Source organism: Haploplasma modicum ATCC 29102 (genome assembly GCF_000687835.1).
In the GTDB taxonomy this organism is placed as follows: Bacteria; Bacillota_I; Bacilli_A; order Acholeplasmatales; family Acholeplasmataceae; genus Haploplasma; species Haploplasma modicum.
Window position 1 is genome coordinate 110,432 of sequence record NZ_JHYB01000003.1, and the last position, 21,729, is coordinate 132,160.

Below are 21,729 nucleotides of genomic sequence, written 5' to 3' on the forward strand. Positions count from 1 at the left end.
TTATATTCATCCTTTTCTAAAACATTGGAGGTGTAGAAATCCATAATACTTTAGCATTAGTATTCCCATTATTAACAATATAATGTTCTTTGTTTGCCATATAGTAAAAGGTTTCTCCCTTCTTAATTATATATCTTTTTTTATTTAATACAAGTGTTACTTGTCCTTCTAAAACATAACCGAACTCTTCACCATTGTGTGGATCATCAATTGTTGATTGGCCACCCGCTTCTAAATTAATGATAATTGGCTCCATTTGGTATTTAAGGGCATTTGGAACAATCCAACTAATTCGGTGTTTTAAATCATCATTTTCTTTTTCAAAAAAATCTTCTTTTTTAAAAACAACATTTATTTCTTGCTCATTAGCAAAAAACTCATGAATATTTGTTCCTAGTACTTCTAAAAGAGCAAATAATGTTTGAATTGAAGGAGAAGTTAAGTTATTTTCTAACTGTGAAATATAGCCTTTTGTAAGCTCAAGTCTTGATGCCAACTCATCCTGTGTTAATCCATTACCTAATCTTAAAGCCCTTATTTTTTTACCAATATCAACCATTATTATTTATCCTTTACAGCAACAATACCTGGTAATTCTTTTCCTTCTAAGTATTCTAATGATGCTCCACCACCTGTTGAAATATGGCTGAAACCATCTTCTAGTCCAAATTCAATAACAGCAGCTGCACTATCACCACCACCAACGATTGATGTTAAGTGATCTTTATTATCAGCGATTGCTTTAGCAACGCCTATTGTTCCTTTTGCAAAGTTGCTCATTTCAAATACACCCATTGGTCCATTCCAAACAACTGTTTTTGCATTTTTAATAATTTCACTAAATTCTTTAATTGATTTAGGTCCAATATCTAATCCCATTTCGTCTTTTAAGATGCTATCTACTTCTCTAACGTTTACTTCTGTATCATTACTAAATGCTTTACCTGTTGTAACGTCTGATCCTAAAACAATTTTTCCATTAGCTTTTTCTAATAATTCTTTAGCTAATTCTACTTTATCTTCTTCTAATAAACTCTTACCAATTTCATATCCCATTGCTTTGTAGAATGTAAATGCCATTCCACCACCAATTAATACTGTATCAGCAACTTTTAATAAGTTATTAATTACTTCAATTTTATCAGATACTTTAGCCCCACCTAAAATAGCCACAAATGGTCTTTCTGGGTTTTCTAATGTACCACCAATAAATTTAATTTCTTTTTCTAGTAAAAATCCTGCAACTGCAACATCAATATTATCTGAAATACCTACGTTTGATGCGTGTGCTCTATGTGCTGTACCAAATGCATCATTAACAAATACATCACCTAAGCTTGCCCAGTATTTACCTAATTCTGGATCATTTTTACTTTCTTTTTTGCCATCTAAATCTTCAAATCTTGTGTTTTCAAACATTAAAACTTCACCTGATTTTAAGTTATTGATTGCATTTTCTAAAAGAGTACCTCTTGTTTCAGGAACAAAAGTAACTTCTTTTCCTAGTAATTCTTCTAATCTTTTAGCAACAATGTCTAAACTATTTTTCTTTTTGTCACTTTCTTCTTTAATTCTTCCAAGGTGTGAGAATAAAATTGCTTTACCACCATTTTCAATTACATACTTAATTGTTGGTAGTGCTGCTTGAATTCTATTGTCATCTGTAATGACTCCTCCATGAATTGGAACGTTAAAATCTACTCTAATTAAAACTTTTTTGTCTTTTACGTTTATGTCACGTACTGTTAATTTTGCCATTTATATTCTCCTTTTTTTGTTGTTTGTATTTTAACTATATTATAACACTTTTATATATCATTTTCTATTAGTAAATACGTTTTCATTTTTACCAATAGTTAAGTTTATTCAAGTAATTTTTAATATTTATTATCTTATCTTCTTGCCCTTTTAGATAACTAATACTTCTATTAATCTCTAATTTTTCACCATTTTTAAAAATAATATTTGTTTTATTATTAATAGAAACTGACTTTTCTATATTTATGTAGTTAATCCATATATTATTATAATCTTTAATGTTTCTGATAGATATTAAAATGATTTTATCATTAATGTAGACTGGGATATTATATTTGTAATTAAAAATTATTTTAACTGAATTTAAGTATGCATCAAGATTACTTAAATTAAGTTTCAACATATAATCAACAACGTATAATATTCTTTCTCGGTAACTAATAACTTCATTTTCTAAAAATAGTGTTGATCCAAGGCTACTATTAATCATATAGTTTAGATTTTGATAAATCTCTAAATCATAAGTTGATTTAATTGTTTTTGGTTGATTAATATTACTAATATAACAACGCTCTTCCAACTAAATCACCTCTATTATTATACCATATTAGAGATTTATTACTTAAATTACTTAAAAAATGTAATTTAAGTAGATAACTTGATATAAATTAATTAATCTTAAAAAAAACTATACTCCTTGGAATATAGTTATGTTAATTATTTTTTATTCTTCTTTTTATTTCTAATAACGAAAAATATTACAATTACAGAAACTGGAACAATAATTATTAAAAGTGGAATTATAAAGACAATTACTTGAACAAATGAATGGAATAAAATAACCGTACTATCCCACCCTGCATTAAATGATCTACTAACCTTATTACTTAAAGTAGGTGGTTTAGGACTTGATTTAGGTCCATGAATCCAAAGATTAACAGTACTATAATCTACTAATGAATCATATTCTAAGAGTTGTCTTTCAATTCTAATTAATTCTTGATCAACTTCGCCTATTCTTCTATTAATCATAATCATATCGTTAATAGAAGCATTTTCATATAATTCCATTAATCTTTCTCGCTCTTTAGTTAAAGCATCTTTCTTAGATGCAATATTTATATAATCAAGTGAGACATCCTTACTTTCTAGTTTATAATTTGTTGTTTCATAATCATTTTTTAATCCGTTTAAAAATGCATTTAATCTACTTGTTTTAATTCTAATTGTTAAATAGTTATTATTTTCTGTTAAATTTTCTTCTTGAACCCACTCACTACTATCTAGTAGTGCCTTAATTTTAGTAGTAGTTTCACCTAAATTATTAGTTTTAATTGATAAGTGAGCAGTATAGATTATCTTTCTGTTTGAATTATCAGCAATAACTGAACTACTTCCTCCTTGTTCTTCGCTACCTCCATTATCTCTTGGCCCATTACTTGAGTTACATCCAACTAAGAGTAACAGTGTTAGAAAAATTAATGGTACTAAGAAAAGTTTTTTAAACATAATTGAGTCTCCCCCTTCTTTATATTTTTAGTATACCATAATTATAAAAAAAATAAAAAGGTGTTTTCACACCTTTAAATTAACTCAATTGATTGTTCATTTATAATTTCAATATTAAATGCATTTATAATTACTTTATTTCTAAAATGACTTCTAACTAAAATAAAACCAGCTAGCATTGCCCCAAGTGTATCTACTACTAAATCAACCATTGTATATAGTAGGGCTTTTTGGCCGACAAAATCTATTCCTGAATTAATATCTTGGTAACGTTGCATGTTATTTCCAAATATAAAGTCAACACCAAATTCATATATCTCCCATAAAGTTCCGATTGTTACTGATGCCAAAAATGCAATGACAATTATTTTTATCATATGTTTATCATAGTCTTTAAAGAAACATTTAATAATAGAAAATGAAATAACTAAAATTATTCCCCCGTTTAAGAAATGAATAACTGTATCATAGTGACTTAGAACTTGATATAACTTAAAACCAAACCCACTGCCTACTGATAAAATCATTGAAGTAAGTAACATTATATATAATGCATTACTAATTTCTATATTAAATCTTTTTAAGATTTCTGGTAAAAATGTTGTAAGTAATACAACAGCCATTGAAGGAATAAATATATCTAATTCTAGAGATCCTGTTTACCCTAGATTAACCATAATTTGCATCATTGCAATTCCAATTAAAGTTAAACATATTATCCTTATTGTCAAACTAAACTTTTTTAACATCAAATCACTCCTTGAAATTATCCTAAAGAACCTTCCATTTCAAGTTTAATTAATTGATTTAGCTCAATTGCATACTCCATTGGTAGTTCTTTAGCAAATGGTTCAATAAAGCCCATGACAATCATCTCTGTCGCTTCAGCTTCAGTTAAACCTCTACTCATTAAATAAAATAATTGGTCTTCACTTATCTTAGAGACAGTTGCTTCATGTTGTAAAAATACATCACTATTTTTAACAACGTTAATTGGTACTGTATCACTTGTTGAAATACCGTCTAATATAATTGTATCACACTCTATATTACTTCTAGCACCTTTCGCTAATTTCCCAAAATGTACTTTCCCACGGTAATTTACTGCTCCACCACCACGGCTTATTGACTTAGAAATAATGTTACTTGTTGTGTTTGGTGCAAGATGGATCATCTTTGCTCCTGCATCTTGCCATTGTCCTTTACCGGCAAAAGCAATACTAATTGTTGAACCCTTAGCACCTTCTTCAAGTAAGACACATGATGGATATTTCATAGTAATTTTAGATCCTAAGTTTCCATCAATCCATTCCATATGAGCATCTTTTAAAACATGAGCTCTTTTTGTCACTAAGTTTAAAACATTATCGCTCCAGTTTTGGATTGTTGTATAACGACAATACCCACCTTTTTTAACAATAATTTCAACATTAGCGTTATGTAAGCTTTCACTACTATATGTTGGTGCTGTACATCCTTCAATGTAATGTAGGTGAGCACCTTCATCAACAATAATCAGTGTTCTTTCAAATTGTCCTTGTTGTTCGGCATTAATTCTAAAATATGACTGTAATGGTTTTGATACTTTAACACCCTTAGGTACATAGATAAAAGTTCCACCACTCCAAACAGCACTATTTAATGCTGCATATTTGTTATCATTATTTTTAATTACTGTTCCAAAATATTCTTTAACTAATTCAGGATATTCTCTAAGACCTGAATCCATGTCTAGAAAAACAACACCAAGCTCTGTTAATTCTTCTTCGGTTGCGCTATATGCAGCTTCACTATCAAACTGACCAACAACACCACCCAAATAGTTTCTTTCTGCTTGGGGAATACCAAGTCTTTCAAATGTTTCTTTAATCTTTTCAGGTACTTCTTCCCAAGTGTTTTTTACGCCATCAACATAAGTTTTATAATATGTAATTTCTTGAAAATCAATATCATTTAAATTTGGTCCCCATGTTGGATTTTTGATTTCTAAGAAGTTCTTAAAACTTTCAACTCTAAAATCTGTCATCCATTTTGGTTCATTTTTTATTTTACTGATCGTTCTAACGATCTCTTCATTTAAACCTTTACCTATATCAATTGTAGGTTTAGCATCAGTTTTAAAACCAAATTGATACTCACCGACAATATTATCTACTTTTTTTAAATTGTCTTCCATAATATTAAACCTCCTCGTTTAATAACCCTTTTTCAATTGCTTTCCAAGCAAGACTTGCACATTTTACTCTCGCTGGAAACTTAGAAACTGTACTATATGCTAGGGCATCACCCTTTAAAATATCTTTATTGTATTCTTTACCCATTACAAGATTATAAAATTCATTAATAATATTTAATGAATCATCTTTATTTAAATTTTTTAAAGTGTTGGTCATAATACTTGCTGATGAACAACAAATTGAACAACCAGTTCCAAGTTGTCTAATATCTTTAATGACATTATCTTCTACCTTTAACTGAATAACAACATCATCACCACAAGAGGGATTATTAACATGTATTGTTAAATAAGTACTATCATCTACTAAGCCTTTATTATGTGGATATTTATAATGATCCATTATAATATCACGGTATAAATTACTAAAATCCATATTAATCGCCAAACCCTTCAAAAAAATTACTTGCTTCATTTAATGCACTAATAAATTTATCAACATCTTCTTTTGTGTTATATACACTAAAAGAAGCTCTAAGTGTTGCATTTACCTTTAAAAAACGATGTGTTAAATCATTACAGTGTTTACCTGCCCTTACATAGACATTTTTACTATCTAAGATACTTACTATATCATGGGGATGAATATTTGCAATGTTAAATGTAATTAAAGGACTATCACTATTTAAATTGTATATTTTAATTCCTTTAATATTTTTCATTTGTTCTAACGCATAATCTTTAAGTTTTATTTCATGTTTAAACATTTTATCTGTATCAATTTCATTTAAAAATTTAAAAACTTCCTTAAAAGCAATTACTTCAGCAATAACTGGAGTTCCAGCCTCAAATTTATAGGGAATATCTTTGAAATCCATATAGTCGATATTAACGCTATTGGCCATTTCACCACCAAATTCAAATGGTCTAATTTCCTCTAATAACTTTTTCTTACCATATAAAACACCAACACCATTTGGTCCAAATATTTTATGCGCACTAAATGCTAAAAAATCAACATCTAAATCTTTAACATCTATTTTTGTATGAGCAACCGATTGTGCAGCATCTACTATCACTATTGCACCTTTTTCGTGTGCTAGTTTCGCAATGCTTTTAACATCTACTAAATGTCCAAGTACATTAGACATTTGATTGATTGCTACTACCTTAGTTTTATCACTTAAAACTTTATTAAAATTATCTATGGTAATTCTTCCTTCTTCATCTAGTGGAATATAAACTAACTTAGCTTTTTTAATCTCACAAATATTCATCCAAGGAAGAATACTTGAGTGATGCTCAAGTTCTGATGTTATAATCTCATCGCCCTCATTAATCATGTTTGCTAAACTATTAGCAAGTTTATTCAAGCCATCAGTCGTACCTTTCGTAAAAATGACTTCAGAAAGACTTGAATTGATGTACTTTGAAACTAACTCTCTAGTCTCTTCAAATGCTTCTGTGGCTAAATATGAGAGTTTATAGGCACCCCTATGAACATTTGTTCCATTATTTACATAATAGTCATTTAGACTATCAATAACTGTTTGTAATTTCAAACTAGATGCAGCACTATCTAAGTAGCTTACATCTTTGTTTTCTTTAAAAAATGGAAATTTTTCTTTAATTTTTAAATTCAAAATAATCAGATCCTTACGTTTACTAATTCAACAAATTTATCTTTTAATACTTCATCATCAATTTCATCAATTAATGGACGTAAAAATCCATTAATAATTAAACGCTCTGCATCTTCTTTTCTAAGTCCGCGACTTTGAAGATAATACATTGCATCTTCATCTAACTTACCAACGGTTGCTGCATGTCCAGCACCTTCTAAATCATATTCATCAATTATTAAAATTGGGTTTACTTCAACTATTGCATCATCTGATGTAATAATACCTCTTAATGTTTGATAGACGTTTGAATGTTTCATGCCGTTATCAATTTTTTCAATCCCATTTAAAATAACTCTACCTTTTTTATTTGCAATCCCAACACAAGTCATTTCACCATTTGTGTAAGGTGCTTTGTGATTCATATAAACATCAATCTTTTGATCATGAGAATCACTTGATACCGCAACAGCCTTAATTTTAACGGTTGCACCACGACCTAAGACATTAACATCAAGTTTAGCAGTTAAGACATTGCTTACTAAACCTGCAAGTATTAAGACGTTCGAATCTTTATTAATGTTAAACTCATGATTAATTACTGCCTTATTACTTTCAAGTGCAGAAATTAGTAAATATTTAACATTAGAATTATCTAGCACATTAAATTTAATACTGTAATTATCATCAGATTTATCATTACCTAGTACTTCTAAAATAACTTTTAAATCACTATTTTTACCAACTACAAATTCTAATGTTTCATTTGAGTCATTTAATAAAGTAATTTTAAGTGGTTCATCAAGTACTGTATTATCTGGTACAAGCAGTCTTCCATTTTCAAGTTTTATAAAAGTACTTAATGTATTTTCAACAATTTCATGGTTCTTAATAACAATAACCGCCATTATTAATTACCTTCCTTAAAATCAATACCTAATTCTTCCCTAACCCATTCATATCCATTAGCATCAATCTTAGCGATTAATTCAGCTCCACCTGTTAATACAATTTTTCCGTCAATCATAATATGAACGTGAGTTGGTTTAATATAGTCTAAAATTCTTTGGTAGTGAGTAATTAAAACACAACCAAAATCTGGACCAACCATATTATTAACATTTTCACCAACAATCTTTAATGCATCAATATCTAGACCTGAGTCTATTTCATCTAAGATAGCAATTTTTGGTTTTAATGTTTTAAGTTGTAAGATTTCATTTCTCTTACGTTCTCCACCACTAAATCCTTCATTTAAGTATCTATGTGGTAAATCTTTACGCATTTTTAAATCGGCTGCATTATCTTCATACATCATAATGAAATCAATTAATCCCATTTCAGCACCAGTTGTTGCTCTTACAGCTTGACGCATAAAGTCACTATTTGTAACACCTGGAACTTCTGATGGATATTGCATTGCTAAAAATAAACCTGCTCTTGCACGTTCATCTACTTCCATTTCTAATAGATCTTCATCATCTAGAAATGCTTCACCACTAGTCACTTCATATTTTGGGTGTCCCATTAATGCACTAGCAAGAGTACTCTTACCTGTACCGTTTGGTCCCATAATTGCGTGTACTTCTCCTGAGTTAACTACTAGATTAACTCCTTTTAATATTTGATTGTCTTCAATTTTAACTTGAAGATCATTAATTACTAATTTCGACATACTTCATCTCCTTAATTTAAGTTCTTTATTATTATATAATAAATATGTAATTTATTCCATTTAAAAGATAAAGCTTATATAAAAGTAGTAAAAAACTCATGAGTGAATCTACAATAATTAAAAAGTGTTTAAGTGTAAGTGAAGAATTAAATGAAGTATACAAACTATATGATTATTTTCAAACTAGTACTAATCACGTATTTGAAAGTTATGATAAAGCAATTATATTTATTAATGACTATGTCAATAAAATGTTTAATTCAAAAATACCAGTGTTCTATTCTCTAGCAAAGTTATTTATTAATTGGAAGAAGGAAATAGCTTTTTCTTTATGTTTAGAAAACAATCACAGTAACAATAAAAGATATACTAATGGATTTATTGAAGGTGTTAATAATTTTATAAAGACATTTAGAAGAATGTCTTATAACATTAGAGATTTAAATAGGTTTAAAACTAGAATAATATCATCATTCAATCAAGAGTTCATGATAAAAGCATAAAAAAACTTGATTATCACATTGTGAGAACCAAGTCTTAATTTAGATTTATTTTGTTAACCCCTATTTTGACATTCAACAAAAAAATTTAAAGTGCTTATAAATGTTTTATTAACAAAATTACGGATGGTATTAATAATAATAATAATGAGTGAGTGAATATTACTCTATAATAAAATGGCGGAAGCGGATTATCTTGAATGTTTTTCATATAATCATAGTAACTAACATTGGGTTTTTTCCCTATAAGCATTCCTAAAAATGTTTTAGTTCCATGAACTAGTGGTGAAAATACATTGTGGTTATACACAAACATTGCCCAAGCAACAGTAAATTCCACAACAAAAGCAAACCATAATGCATTAGTTATAGCCATCGAGTCGGATCTATATTGCCACTTTAAAGAAAACCAAACTAAAAATGCAGCAAACAAAGTAAGAAAAATATTTAGTATAATTATTTTTTTTATTATACTTTTTTTCTTATTAGGTACTTTTTTAACTAAGGCATCTTTTTCTTTAGCTTCTACTACTTCTTCCTTTATAAGAAAATCATCATTTGAAGATTCTTCATTTATAAACTTAAATTTATCTTTGTTACTCATTTATTCAGCCCCATCTAAAAAACAATATTTACATATTTGCTTTACAGCATAATAATAAGCCTTATTAGGATATCTTTTCTTAGCCCTTAAAAAATAGACTGAATTGTTTTTAACAAAATATCCTACATTTAAATTAATTAAATAATTTGCTCTTTCTTTAAACATAATAACTGATTCTAATTCTTTTTTATTATCTTTATTAAAATCATTATATTTTTTAAATTGGAGAACTATTTGTCTTCTCACTTTTTTTGCATTTTTATAATCCATGTATAATTTATTAATTGCACCATCAACTGTATCACTATAGAAATTAAAGTCATAGGTTTTAGCAACAATTACTATTGTTAGTGTTTCACCATTACCAATTAAGTCCTTAAGTTTTTTGTCAAATTTATAAAATAAAACAAAAGTTGTATCTTGATAGCCTCTCTCAAATCCTAAATTTCTAAAATTATTAAGCCAACTTTCAGTATAAATTTTTCTCTCCAACTGGATTACGCCTAAATCTTCTTTAACCATACGTAGATATGAGTAATTCATCGAGTAAAAATTTAACTTATTTCTTAAATAATTAAGTAAAAATAATATAGAAAGTCCATAGATTAAGTATAAAGAATAAAATAAATTATCCTCTATACGAGAGTAACGTCTTAGCATAAAAAACAACCAGACACTCAATATTAGCAAAAAAATTATAAGAAAGAGAATTAAATTTCTCTTTCTTTTATACATTGATAATTTATCCATTTTATTTTAGTTCCCAAATTGCATATATGCTAAGAGCACCAATATGATCAAATGTTTCACCATTATTAAACCATACACCAGTTCCATCTGCAGATGTATTCCAACCTTTGAATGAATATTTTTCATGTGTAAAACTACTAAATGTTTCAAATGAAATTATAGAATCAAATTGAACTGATCTTGAACTTGGTTTTTCAGGTCCTTCATTTTCAACTGGGAAGTTTACATTAAAAGTAACATTACTTGTTAAAGGTTTCCAGTGTGCAAAAAGTTTAATGTCTTTAGGTTCTTTTGAAGGGATTGATTGATAACCAAAATCACCTGGTTTTGTTGCAATATTACCATTTGAATCTAGCCATTCATATAAATACCAAGATACAAATGTATAACCTCTTTTTCCTGTAGGACGTGGTAATGTTTTTGATTCGCCTACAGTAAATTTAGTTGGAGCATTGTCAGGAAGCACTCCACCATAAACTTCATATTCAATATTATAAATAGCAGCTTCCCATTTTGCATAAATAATTATTGATGTCTGTAATTCAAATGTTTCAAAAACAAACGGAATAGTTCCAGATACATCTTCGAACCAACCTTTAAATGTAAAACCAACTCTAATTGGATCTTCTTCAGGTTTTTCTATAAGTGAACCTTTTTCTAAATTGAAATAAGAAAGTGGTGGAGCCTGATCATTTTTATAAGTGAAGAAAATGACATTTAAACTATCGTCATATACTTTTTTATCTCTACATGCAACAAGTGTTACACTTAGAAAAGTCATAAAAACTAAAAGTATTATTTTTTTCATTTTGACTCACCTTTTCCTTTCTTTTTAGCTAAATCATTTTGTTTTTGATATTCAATTAACATTTCCTTAAATTCTTTATCATTTGCATAAACCATATGGTTTGGTGCTATTTCACGCATTTGTGGTTTATCAACACTATAATCGTGCTCTAAAGCTGGATTATAGTTAATTCTTTTTCTACCTTTTTCATAGTCTGGATCAGGTTGGGGAATAGCAGATAATAGTGATTTTGTATATTTATGCATAGGGTGTTTAAATAACTCTTCTGATGTTGCAAGTTCAACAATCTTTCCATTATTCATTACGGCAATTCTATCACAGAAAAATCTTACTAATGATAGATCATGAGCAATAAATAAAATTGTTAATCCTAATTCATTTTTTAGTTCAGTTAACAAGTTAATTACTTGTGCTCTAATTGATACATCTAAAGCAGAGATTGGTTCATCAGCAATAATAAAATCAGGATTCATAACAAGTGCTCTTGCTATACCAATTCTTTGACGTTGTCCACCACTAAACTCATGTGGATATCTTGACACATATTCAGGTGCTAAACCAACTAATTCTAATACTTCTTTAACCTTAGCATCAATTTCTGCATCAGTATGTCTTTTTTGTATAATTAAACCTTCAGAAATAATTTCCTTAACTGTCATTCTTGGATTAAGTGACGAAATTGGATCTTGGAAGATCATTTGCATTTGTCTAGAATGAACTAAAGATTCTTTTGATTTATTAATTTTAATAGCTTTAGCAATTTTTTCTTTTTCAATATTGATTAATTCACGTGATTTATTTAATAGTGATTTTTTATCATCCAAATAAGTTTTTAATTCTTGAATAGTTTTCTTGTTCTTTTCAAGTTTACCTATATTTTCTTTAGCCTGATCATTCAACTCTTTAATTTTAATATTAAGTTCTGCAAGATCTTCTTTTAATTTAGTTTTAACATTAGTAATATCACGTTTAATTTGTTCAAAGTTGGGTTTATTATTAATAATTTTAATCTTATCTTCTTCATATTTTTGTTTTAAAACATTAATATCATTTTCTTTTTCAATATTAAGTTTTTTAAGTTCTTCTTTTGCAACTGAAAGTTCAATAATATCTTTTTTTGCTTCTTCGATCAATGGCGTAAACTTATTAATAAGTAATTCTAATGCTGAATTATTTTCTTCATTTACTTTTCTTAACTCTTCTTCTCTTTGTGCCTTAGTTAATGCAGCAGAATCTTTTATTGCATCTTTCTTTTGGCTAAAAACAACATTTTGAATTGATACTTCTTTTTTATATTCAATTTCCGCTTGATTTTTTGACTTGTTTAAAATATTTTCTTCTTTTTGATTAAAGTCAAAAATAATTTTATTAATATCTACGTTTAATTGATTTTTTAATTCATATAATGATTTCTTATAATGAACCTTTTTAGAATTTATTTTATTAATTTCATTATTTGCATTTTCTTTTAAGATATCTTTTTTATTAGTTAAAAGAGCTATTTCTTTTCTTGTTGCAGATTTAATATTATAGACTTCTGTTTTATACTTATCTAAAAATCTAATTTCTTTTTTAGTTTCACGTTTAATTTTGCGAATTTGTACTGTGTTTCCTCTGTAACCTGCACCAATTAATTCACCATTCAAAATTGTATATCCATTAGTAGGTTCATAAAGCTTCATTATTGTTCTTCCAGCAGTTGTTTTACCACTACCAGATTCACCAACAATACCAAAAACTTCTCTTTTATAAACATCAAAACTGATATTGTCTACTGCTGGAACAATTAATTTATCTTTACCACGCCCAACATTGAAATGTTTTTCTAAATTTCTAACTTCTAATACTGTTTCATTATAATCAATTTTATTATTTTTGTTGGACATCTTTCAAAATCCTCCCTCTATTAGCTTTTAAGATTTTAACAGCCTCAGGTAAATCAACTTCTGGAGCATCTGGATGTAATAACCAGGTTGCTGCATAATGAGTATCACTTACCTTAAATAAAGGTGGTTCTTCTTCAAAATCTATTTTCATTGCATATTTATTTCTTGGAGCAAATGCATCTCCCTTAACTTCATAAATTAAGTTTGGTGGTGTACCAGGAATTGCATCTAATTTTTTTGAACTAGCAAGGTTTGGCATTGAAGATAATAATGCCCATGTATAAGGGTGCTTTGGATTATAGAATATGTCTTCTGCAGTTCCAATTTCAACAATTTTACCTGCATACATAACAGCAATTCTATCGGCAACGTTAGCCACAACACCTAAATCGTGAGTAATAAAAATCACTGATAAGTTTTTCTTTACTTTAAGATCATTAATTAATTCTAAGATTTGTCCTTGAATTGTAACGTCAAGAGCTGTTGTTGGTTCATCGCATATTAATAATTCAGCATCATTTGCAAGAGCAATAGAAATAACTATTCTTTGTCTCATCCCACCAGAAAACTGGAATGGATATTGGCTATATCTTTTCTCAGCATTATTTATTCCAACTGCTTCCATCAATTCAATAGCTTGTTTTTTTGCCAAATCTTTTGGCATGTTAAGTTTAAAAATCAATGCTTCCGCAATTTGTTTACCTACTGAAACAATAGGGTTTAATGAACTCATTGGGTCTTGGAAAATCATTGAGATTTTTGAACCACGTACTTCATGGAACTGATCTTCTGGTAAATGCATTAAGTTTCTATCTTCATACATAATAGAACCTTTTTCATAAATTGAGTTCCCGGCAAGTAATCCTAAGATTGCTCTTGATGTAACACTTTTACCTGAACCTGATTCACCTACAATTGCAAGTGTTTCTCCTCTTTTTAAATCAAAAGAAACACCTCTTAATGCGTGTAAAATACCGTATTGAGTTTTAAAAGAAATTGTTAAGTCTTCGACTGATAAAATTGTATCTTTATTCATCTTACTCAACTCCTCTCAAAGATGGATTAAATGCATCTCTTAAACCATTACCAAACAAGTTAAATGCTATCATTAATATAGCAATATAAAGTGATGGGAATAATAATACATGTGGATGTAATTGCATAACTTTTTGTCCTTGATCAATTAGCATACCAACACTAGTTGCATCTTTATAATTAATAATTCCTAAGAAAGAATATGATGCCTCAGTAAATACAAAGGCAGGAATTGCTAGAGCATATCCTGTAACAATTAAACCTAATGTATTAGGGAAAATATGTTTAACCATAATACGTGCATCTGATGCACCAAGAGTTCTTGCTGCAAGAACATATTCTCTATTTTTGAAACGATAAAACTGCATTCTACCGGTTCCATACGAACCTATCCATCCGGTTGCAGTAAAGGCTATAACAACAACCCATAGTTCAGTACCAAATCTCAAGGTTAATAAGGTAATAACCGTCATGAATGGAATGGATGAAACTATTTCTACAAATCGATCAAATAGTAAATCTAAAACACCACCATAATAACCAACAATAGATCCTAATATTAGACCGATTGATGTATTAACAATTAAAACTAAAAGAGCCATAATTAGTGATATTCTTGCACCCTTCCAAATTTCAAGGAATAAATCTTCTCCTCTTTCATTTGTTCCAAACCAAAAATATGTATCTTCTGGTAATTGGTTAAGTGCTTGTTTAAATCTATCAACTTTTACGATATATTGATAATTAGTGATTGAAGGATCATTAATATCCTTTGATTCAATAATATCTAATAATTCAATAATATAATTTTTTTCTAAATATTCTTCAAATTGTTCTTTTGTTAAAATAATTTTAACCGATTCATTCGGATCTTTATTTGTACCACTTTTTTCATTTTCTTTTATTATTCCAAAATAATCAATTGGCATATATGAAATAGTGTAGTTAACAAATTTATAATAATCAACTTTTACTACAAAATCACTTACATTTGCATAGTCCGGATGATTTGGATTATCCATTAGTTCTTGTGGAAGACCTGATAAGATAATTCCTTCTCCATACTCGTTTTGTGCCATATGTAATAAGAATTCTTTCCCTACTGTTAGTTTTTTTGTCCCATCAAAAATACCAAGTTTTTCTAAACCTGGGATTTTCGGTGTTAAAAACTGAAATCTTTGTGCATCAGTTTTGTTATCCTGTGGCAGAGTGTATTTCTTTAAAGAAGGGCCAAAAATTACTAAAAAGAAAATGAAACATATAATAATGAATGCTACTAAAGATGCTTTATTTTTCTTAAATCTATTCCATGAATCTTTATAATAACCAATTTCGATTGTTTCTAATGGTTGATCTTTAATAATGAAGTCATCATCATGACTAAAAACTAATTTTGATTTATCTATTTTTTTACTCATGATAATTTTCCACTCCCTACTCTTACTCTTGGGTCAACAAGAGAATACGAAATATCACCAACGATACTTGATAATAGTCCAATAAATTGACTAAATACTGTAATTAACATTAACAACGCATAGTCACGTCCATTAAATGCTTGTAAATAAAGTCGTCCTGTTCCATCAACTCTAAAAATCTTTTCAGTAATCATGCCCCCACTTATAACACCAATAATACCAATAAAAATTCCTGGTAAAAATGGAACCATAGCATTCTTTAAGGCGTGTCTAAATGTTGCTTGACGTTTAGTTAATCCTTTTGATCTTGCTAGCAACATATAATCTTGTGTTAATTGTTCTGTTAATTCAGCTCTAACGCTTCTTGCAAAGCCTGGAATACTTGTAATAGTTAATACCGCAACAGGTAAGATATAGGTACTTATACCATATAGGAATCCTTTTTCAGCAAATTCCGAACTAGTAGCAATAAATAAACTTGGAGCCCATCCTAATTTAAAGTAAAAAACATACTGTGATAGAATAGCAGTTACGAAATAAGGTACTGATATAAAAACCATTATTCCAATTGATATAATTGTATCTGGTAATTTGTTTTTCTTTAAGGCTGATAAAACACCTAAACCAATAGCAAGTGGAATAGATAAAATATATGGGATTAAGTTAATTTTAATTGTTGCTGGAATTTTACTAAAATAAACACTTGAAACATCTCTTTTTAAAATTGTTGAGAATCCAAAAGTATGATTTACAAAAATATTTCTAATCCAATAGAAAAATTGAACGACAATAGGCTTGTCCCATCCTTCCATTTTTTTGTAGGTTTCATACCAGTCATCACCTGTCATTGGTGGCTGAACGAAATTGTCAGGTAATAATTTTATAAAGTAGAAAACAAGAAATACTGTAATTACAAACGTGATTAACATTAATCCTATTCTCTTTAGTAAATATCTTAACATTTTGTCATCTCCTCTTAATTTTATTATTAAATAATAATTATGTTATTTTATATTTTAACAAAAATAATCCTTTTAATCAACATAAAAATTCTAAAACCTCTTTTTAATGTTCATAAAAAGAATCCTGGAAGGTTTTATTACCCTCCAGGCCTTCTTATTAAAAATTAGTTATTCTAATGTTTAACCAAAGAAATCTTTGTCTGTGTTTAAGTAACGGTATCTTGCAGCTCCCCATCCAAATCCTGAATGGTATTCTGGCCATGTTACTACAACGTTTGGTGCATATATTGTTGCTGATGATCTTGTAACTGTTGGAATAACTGGAACATGCTTAAAGAATACTTTTTCCATTGCAGCAACTACTTTCCAAACTTCTTGTGTTGCTCCACCAAATGGTTCTGATGCAGTTCCATCATATGGATTATCGTAGTTAATCATGATATCAGCAATATCATTTAATTCCCCTACATAAATACCTGCAGCTTTTCCATCTTTTTCTTGTAATGCGTCATATAATCTTAATGTTCCATCTAATTCTTTATCAACATAGTATTGACGAGGATTTTCCATTAAGAATTCATATGTTGGTGTTAAATCGATTGTTACTTCTTCAAAGTAGTAGTCAGCATATCCTTTTGGATTTGCTTCTGAAACTTTTGATTTATCATATGGTTGTGATAATCCTAATGATCCACCACCAATCATATCGCCTAAGAATGCGATAGCTGGGAATTGCCATTGAACACCAGCACTTGAGCCAAATCCAACAGCATTCATTGTGATATCAAAGTTCCATTCTCTAATTTCTTTTCTAAATGCTTGACCTGTATTGTATGTAATATTGATTGTTAGTTTATCTTTCCCAAATAATTCTTCGTATGATGTTTTAATATAATTTGCTAGTGATTTTGAGAAATCATCATCTTCACTCAACAGTTCAATTTGTGCTGCGCCAGTGTTTCCTGCTGCTAACCATGCTGCATGTGCATCATTAAATAATGATTTTGCACGGTCCTGCATAAATCCGTTTGTTTCAGAATTAATACCTAATTCTTCTAAAACTGCCAAGTGATCAGGTGATTGTGAATAGAACAATGGATCTTGTACATATGCTTTTATATCAAGTGGTGTAACCGTTAATGATGGTGTGTTTGGTGCAAATACGTTTGTTGCATAATAGTTTCTGTTAAATCCATATAACAATGCTTGTCTAAATCTTGCATCAAACATGATTGTTGATTGTTCTTTTTTATCTGTTCTTTCTGCTAAGTTAATTAAAATATTTGATGGAAAACCATTCCATGAACTAAATACGTTTGGTCTTTCATTGTATTTTGCATAGTAATCTTTGTTTAATCCAGCAACTGATAATTTACCTTGATCGAACAATTGCATTCTTTGGTGAATATCATCAACAACTTGGATAACTTGACTCTTATAGTTAATCGTTCCTTTTAATACATAATCATAATTTTTGTTTAAAACTAACTTTTGATTTTCATCCCATGTTTTAATAATGTAAGCACCATATGATACGAATGGTGACTCTGGTGTACCATAAGTTGATTTTGTTTTGTCTGCTGTTAATGATTTTGTAAATTTGTCAGGGTGAACTAAATTCATATCACCAAATCCAACTGCTTGTGATTGACTAATTGCTTCATTTGTTTTTAACGCAAATGTATAATCATCAATTACTTCAAAACCAACTTCATCCCAAGTTACATCACCTTTATAGTATTCGTAAGCATTTAAGATAGGGAAACCATTTTTATTTTCTTCTGTCTTATAGTATAAGTTTGCACGGAAGTTATTTTGTTCTTTTGATAAGAATTGTTTTAATGTAAATTCCCATGTTTTTGCAGTAACAGGAGTCCCGTCTTCAAATTTAACATCTCTATTTAAGTGGAATACCCATTCTGATTTTTTAATTTTCGTAGCTTGATCACGGTCGTAATTCCCATTTTCATCTAAGTATTCATTTCCTTCAGCGTCAGTTGGGTATTTTGTAGCACCAACTAATATATATTTATAGTCTAACGCTTCAACAGAGAATTCTTTTCTTTCAATCTTTGAAAAATCCGCTGGATAATCAGCAACACCTTGTTTGATTGCTAAATCCCAGTCAACTTCTGTCGAGTAAAGAGGTGTTGACATTAAGTCCATATAATCTGATTCATGACTATACTCTGTTGTTAGAGGGTTTAAAATTAATGATGCATCAGATGTAATACTTGAGAAGTATGTTTCACCGTCTGTATATGATGCAGTTTTTGAATTAATTGGTTCCCAATATGCATATAGAGTAAGAGCTTTTTTAGTATTTAATGGGAATTTAACTGCTTCTGTTTCTAACCATGTTAATCCTGGTTTACCTGTAAACCAACCACCAAATCTAAAACCTTCTCTATTTGGTTGTGTTGGAGCAGTAACTTCTCCACCTGTATGTCCTAATTTTAAAGTATTTACTTGTTCAGCTACTCTTGATCTGAATCTTACAACAACTTCGTCTGTCCAAACAGCATAAAGTTTTGTATCTTTTTTAATTACATTATGTTCGAAATTAAATTCTTCACCTTTACCTTCTTTGTTTGTAAACCAACCAAAGAAATTTAGTGTTGCGTGTGTTGGAACATTTGGTTCAATCGCAAATTTATTTTTAGCCACTATTTGTGTTTCAACTTTAGATCCACCTTGTGTATCAAATGTTACTTTTAGTTCTTTTTTTGAACATGCTACTAAAGTAACTGCTAATATCACAACTAATAATCCTGATAATATTCTTTTCATTTTTTCTCTCCTTCCAAAATATGGTTTGAGTTATTCTATATCATTTTTTTTCAATAGTCAAGATTTTCAACAAAAAAAACGCATTTCCAAGAATGAAAGCGTTTTCTTATCATTAAATATTAAATATTTGCCTTAATTATATAATTATTTATGATAAAAATTATACTTAATTCATTTAAAACACTAATTTATTGATATCTTTAGTTCGTTTGCATCATAAATATTATCCAAATAATAATCGGGGCTAATTCCAGTTTCAATAGATTCATATCTTTTATTAGTTAAAACCATATTACTGCTTAAGTTAATTACAGATCCATTAGGGAATATAAAAAATCCAATTGAAGATGCACCGCCACTAGATTTTTGTCCAAGTGTCTTAATATTTAATTCTTTAGCAATACTTATAGCTAAATTAGCTGCACTAAATGTTACGCTAGATTGTTTAAAATAATATTTGTAATTATCGTATGCACTTTTTTCTCCCTTAACTCCATAAGATACTTTCTCATTTGTTAACGGGTTTTTAGCATGGTACCATATTTCATCATTTGTAAATAAAGTAAACATGCGTAAAACAGCACCTAGATTGCCACCAGTATTTAGACTTAAATCAATAACAATGTTTTTTGTTCCTATTTTTGCATTTTTAATTACTTCTTCTAATTTAACGGGTGTATCAACATCAAATTCTAATATATATATAATAAGCGTTTCGTTATTATCAATATATTCAAAATCCATATCATTTAAATTTATATAACCATTTTTAACACCAAAATGTTTAAATGCACTATCAACTACCAAATCCATTCCATCATAAAAGTTTTTAGTATTTGGGCTCAAATTTTTACTATTAAAGCTAAGACTCCATAAATTATTATTAATATAACCTTTTGTTCTGTGTGAACTATGTAGATCATCTAGTTTCATTGTTACATTAAAAATACTTTTGTTTGAGTCTTCTTTTAAAAACTCTTCTTTATTTATATAGTCTTTTGCCTTAATAATATTTCTTTCTTCCTTCAACCCATAAAAGTAATCAATAACAAATAAATAGAAATTATAGTTATCTAGCTTCATCTGATCCGTTTCTTTTTTATTATTATAACTAGACTTTAAGATTTTTTTATAAGATAAATCATCCGTATAAGCAGTATCTATTCCGTATATCACATCACCATTAAAGAAGGTATCAAAATAGCTACCTTGATTAAAAATAAGATTTATTATTGGAAGAGGCATTATGAAATTATCTTCAATGAGTTTTATATCAAAATCATATTCTGATAAATTATAAGTAATTCCACTACCTTTTGTATATACCGGACCAAGATTAATTAAACCTTCAGAAAAGTTAGTTTCTGTTTCCTTTAAATATGCATAAAAGAAGTCTTCACTATTAACCTTTATCTCATCTGTTTTAGCATCAATTATCATTTGATAGTTATCTGATTCTAAATTAGATGTCACTTCAAAGTTAATTAAGATATTTTCTTCTTCCATACTTATAATATACTCAAAGTTATCACTATAATAAATGCCATCTAGTAAATTTAAATAATCCCTAACTTCTACATAAGAAAGTGCATCATCCTTGAAATAATATAAGTCAATTACATTATCACTAATTTCATACTCTTGTGAATTGTTTATAAAGTTTGTTTTTACAATCTCGTCTTTTAATCTTTCATCAACTTTTTTATTGCATGATGCAAGAAGAAAGATTGATAAGATTAAAAGTATTACATTAAATATTTTATTCATATTTTACTTTAGTTTTTTAAGCACTCTTAAAACATCTTTAGCATTATCTTTAGCACTTACTTTTGGCATTGTGTGAATTATAATTCCATTTTCATCAATAATGTAAGTAATTCTTAATACGCCCATATATTTTTTGCCAAACATTGATTTTTCACCATACGCCTCAAAGTATTTAATTACTTCAAGACTTTCATCTGATAATGTTTTAAATGGTAGATCAAACTTATTATTAAAGTTTACATGACTTTCTAAGTCGTCTTTACTAATTCCTAAAACTACAACATCTTCATTTTCATATTCATTAAAATTATCTCTAAAGCCACATGCTTGACTATTACAACCTGGCGTATTATTTTTAGGATAGAAATATAATACTATCTTTTTACCTAAATAATCTGATAATCTAGTTTCATTCCCTAGACTATCTTTTAACATAAAATCTTTTACTTTTGTTCCAACTTCTAACATA

The 21,729-nt window shown here is 28.5% G+C and carries 20 protein-coding genes and 1 pseudogene; 1 reads left to right on the plus strand and 20 read right to left on the minus strand.

Annotation, left to right across the window (positions count from 1 at the left end; translation table 11 throughout):
* Positions 1–16 precede the first annotated feature (16 nt).
* The 10 genes from T352_RS0103070 to sufC all read right to left on the minus strand — a co-directional run bounded on the left by T352_RS0103070 (position 17) and on the right by sufC (position 8,740).
* Complete coding sequence (locus T352_RS0103070; protein ID WP_026391718.1) at positions 17–559, minus strand: helix-turn-helix domain-containing protein; 543 nt, start codon at positions 557–559, stop codon at positions 17–19.
* Between the two features lie 2 nt (positions 560–561).
* A complete protein-coding gene (locus T352_RS0103075; protein ID WP_026391719.1) occupies positions 562–1,758 on the minus strand; it encodes a phosphoglycerate kinase in 1,197 nt (398 codons plus the stop codon).
* Positions 1,759–1,846: 88 nt separating this feature from the next.
* The gene (locus T352_RS0103080; protein ID WP_026391720.1) at positions 1,847–2,338 is read right to left on the minus strand and encodes a competence protein ComK; all 492 of its coding nucleotides are present in this window, start codon (positions 2,336–2,338) and stop codon (positions 1,847–1,849) included.
* Positions 2,339–2,475: 137 nt separating this feature from the next.
* On the minus strand, positions 2,476–3,267 hold the full coding sequence (locus T352_RS0103085) for a DUF4349 domain-containing protein (protein WP_026391721.1): 792 nt from the start codon (positions 3,265–3,267) through the stop codon (positions 2,476–2,478).
* A gap of 74 nt (positions 3,268–3,341) precedes the next feature.
* Entirely contained in the window at positions 3,342–3,890 is a 549-nt protein-coding gene (locus T352_RS0103090; protein WP_026391722.1) for a hypothetical protein, read from the minus strand.
* Between the two features lie 143 nt (positions 3,891–4,033).
* A complete protein-coding gene (gene sufB / locus T352_RS0103100; RefSeq protein WP_407918976.1) occupies positions 4,034–5,446 on the minus strand; it encodes a Fe-S cluster assembly protein SufB in 1,413 nt (470 codons plus the stop codon).
* A gap of 1 nt (position 5,447) precedes the next feature.
* Positions 5,448–5,879, minus strand: coding sequence for a Fe-S cluster assembly sulfur transfer protein SufU (sufU, locus tag T352_RS0103105; RefSeq protein ID WP_026391724.1), 432 nt, complete (start codon positions 5,877–5,879; stop codon positions 5,448–5,450).
* A gap of 1 nt (position 5,880) precedes the next feature.
* Complete coding sequence (locus tag T352_RS0103110; RefSeq protein WP_026391725.1) at positions 5,881–7,086, minus strand: aminotransferase class V-fold PLP-dependent enzyme; 1,206 nt, start codon at positions 7,084–7,086, stop codon at positions 5,881–5,883.
* A 5-nt stretch (positions 7,087–7,091) separates the two neighbouring features.
* Positions 7,092–7,973, minus strand: a complete 882-nt coding sequence (locus T352_RS0103115; protein ID WP_162151150.1) for a SufD family Fe-S cluster assembly protein — start codon at positions 7,971–7,973, stop codon at positions 7,092–7,094.
* A gap of 2 nt (positions 7,974–7,975) precedes the next feature.
* Positions 7,976–8,740, minus strand: coding sequence for a Fe-S cluster assembly ATPase SufC (sufC, locus tag T352_RS0103120; RefSeq protein ID WP_026391727.1), 765 nt, complete (start codon positions 8,738–8,740; stop codon positions 7,976–7,978).
* Between the two features lie 89 nt (positions 8,741–8,829).
* Between sufC and T352_RS0103125 the strand changes: the two are divergent.
* Positions 8,830–9,243 (plus strand): annotated as a pseudogene (locus T352_RS0103125) (transposase); the annotation flags it as partial.
* Positions 9,244–9,337: 94 nt separating this feature from the next.
* Here the strand turns inward: T352_RS0103125 and T352_RS0103130 are convergent.
* The 10 genes from T352_RS0103130 to bcp form a co-directional block, all read right to left on the minus strand.
* Positions 9,338–9,844, minus strand: coding sequence for a hypothetical protein (locus T352_RS0103130; protein ID WP_026391729.1), 507 nt, complete (start codon positions 9,842–9,844; stop codon positions 9,338–9,340).
* On the minus strand, positions 9,845–10,387 hold the full coding sequence (locus tag T352_RS0103135; protein ID WP_156951182.1) for a hypothetical protein: 543 nt from the start codon (positions 10,385–10,387) through the stop codon (positions 9,845–9,847).
* 208 nt (positions 10,388–10,595) lie between these two features.
* The gene (locus T352_RS0103140) at positions 10,596–11,402 is read right to left on the minus strand and encodes an InlB B-repeat-containing protein (protein WP_026391731.1); all 807 of its coding nucleotides are present in this window, start codon (positions 11,400–11,402) and stop codon (positions 10,596–10,598) included.
* On the minus strand, positions 11,399–13,288 hold the full coding sequence (locus T352_RS07370) for an ATP-binding cassette domain-containing protein (protein WP_269146501.1): 1,890 nt from the start codon (positions 13,286–13,288) through the stop codon (positions 11,399–11,401). The genes T352_RS0103140 and T352_RS07370 overlap by 4 nt, the downstream gene beginning before the upstream one ends.
* Positions 13,272–14,324, minus strand: coding sequence for an ABC transporter ATP-binding protein (locus tag T352_RS0103150; protein ID WP_026391732.1), 1,053 nt, complete (start codon positions 14,322–14,324; stop codon positions 13,272–13,274). The genes T352_RS07370 and T352_RS0103150 overlap by 17 nt, the downstream gene beginning before the upstream one ends.
* 1 nt (position 14,325) lies before the next feature.
* Positions 14,326–15,741: an ABC transporter permease gene (locus T352_RS06860; protein ID WP_051615794.1), complete on the minus strand. Its 1,416-nt coding sequence runs from the start codon at positions 15,739–15,741 to the stop codon at positions 14,326–14,328.
* Positions 15,738–16,703: an ABC transporter permease gene (locus tag T352_RS0103160; protein ID WP_162151151.1), complete on the minus strand. Its 966-nt coding sequence runs from the start codon at positions 16,701–16,703 to the stop codon at positions 15,738–15,740. Before T352_RS0103160 ends, T352_RS06860 begins: the two co-directional genes overlap by 4 nt.
* 180 nt (positions 16,704–16,883) lie before the next feature.
* Positions 16,884–19,493: an ABC transporter substrate-binding protein gene (locus T352_RS0103165; RefSeq protein ID WP_026391734.1), complete on the minus strand. Its 2,610-nt coding sequence runs from the start codon at positions 19,491–19,493 to the stop codon at positions 16,884–16,886.
* A 183-nt stretch (positions 19,494–19,676) separates the two neighbouring features.
* The gene (locus T352_RS0103170) at positions 19,677–21,260 is read right to left on the minus strand and encodes a S41 family peptidase (RefSeq protein ID WP_026391735.1); all 1,584 of its coding nucleotides are present in this window, start codon (positions 21,258–21,260) and stop codon (positions 19,677–19,679) included.
* A 3-nt stretch (positions 21,261–21,263) separates the two neighbouring features.
* A complete protein-coding gene (gene bcp / locus T352_RS0103175) occupies positions 21,264–21,728 on the minus strand; it encodes a thioredoxin-dependent thiol peroxidase (protein ID WP_026391736.1) in 465 nt (154 codons plus the stop codon).
* Between the last annotated feature and the right edge of the window lies 1 nt (position 21,729).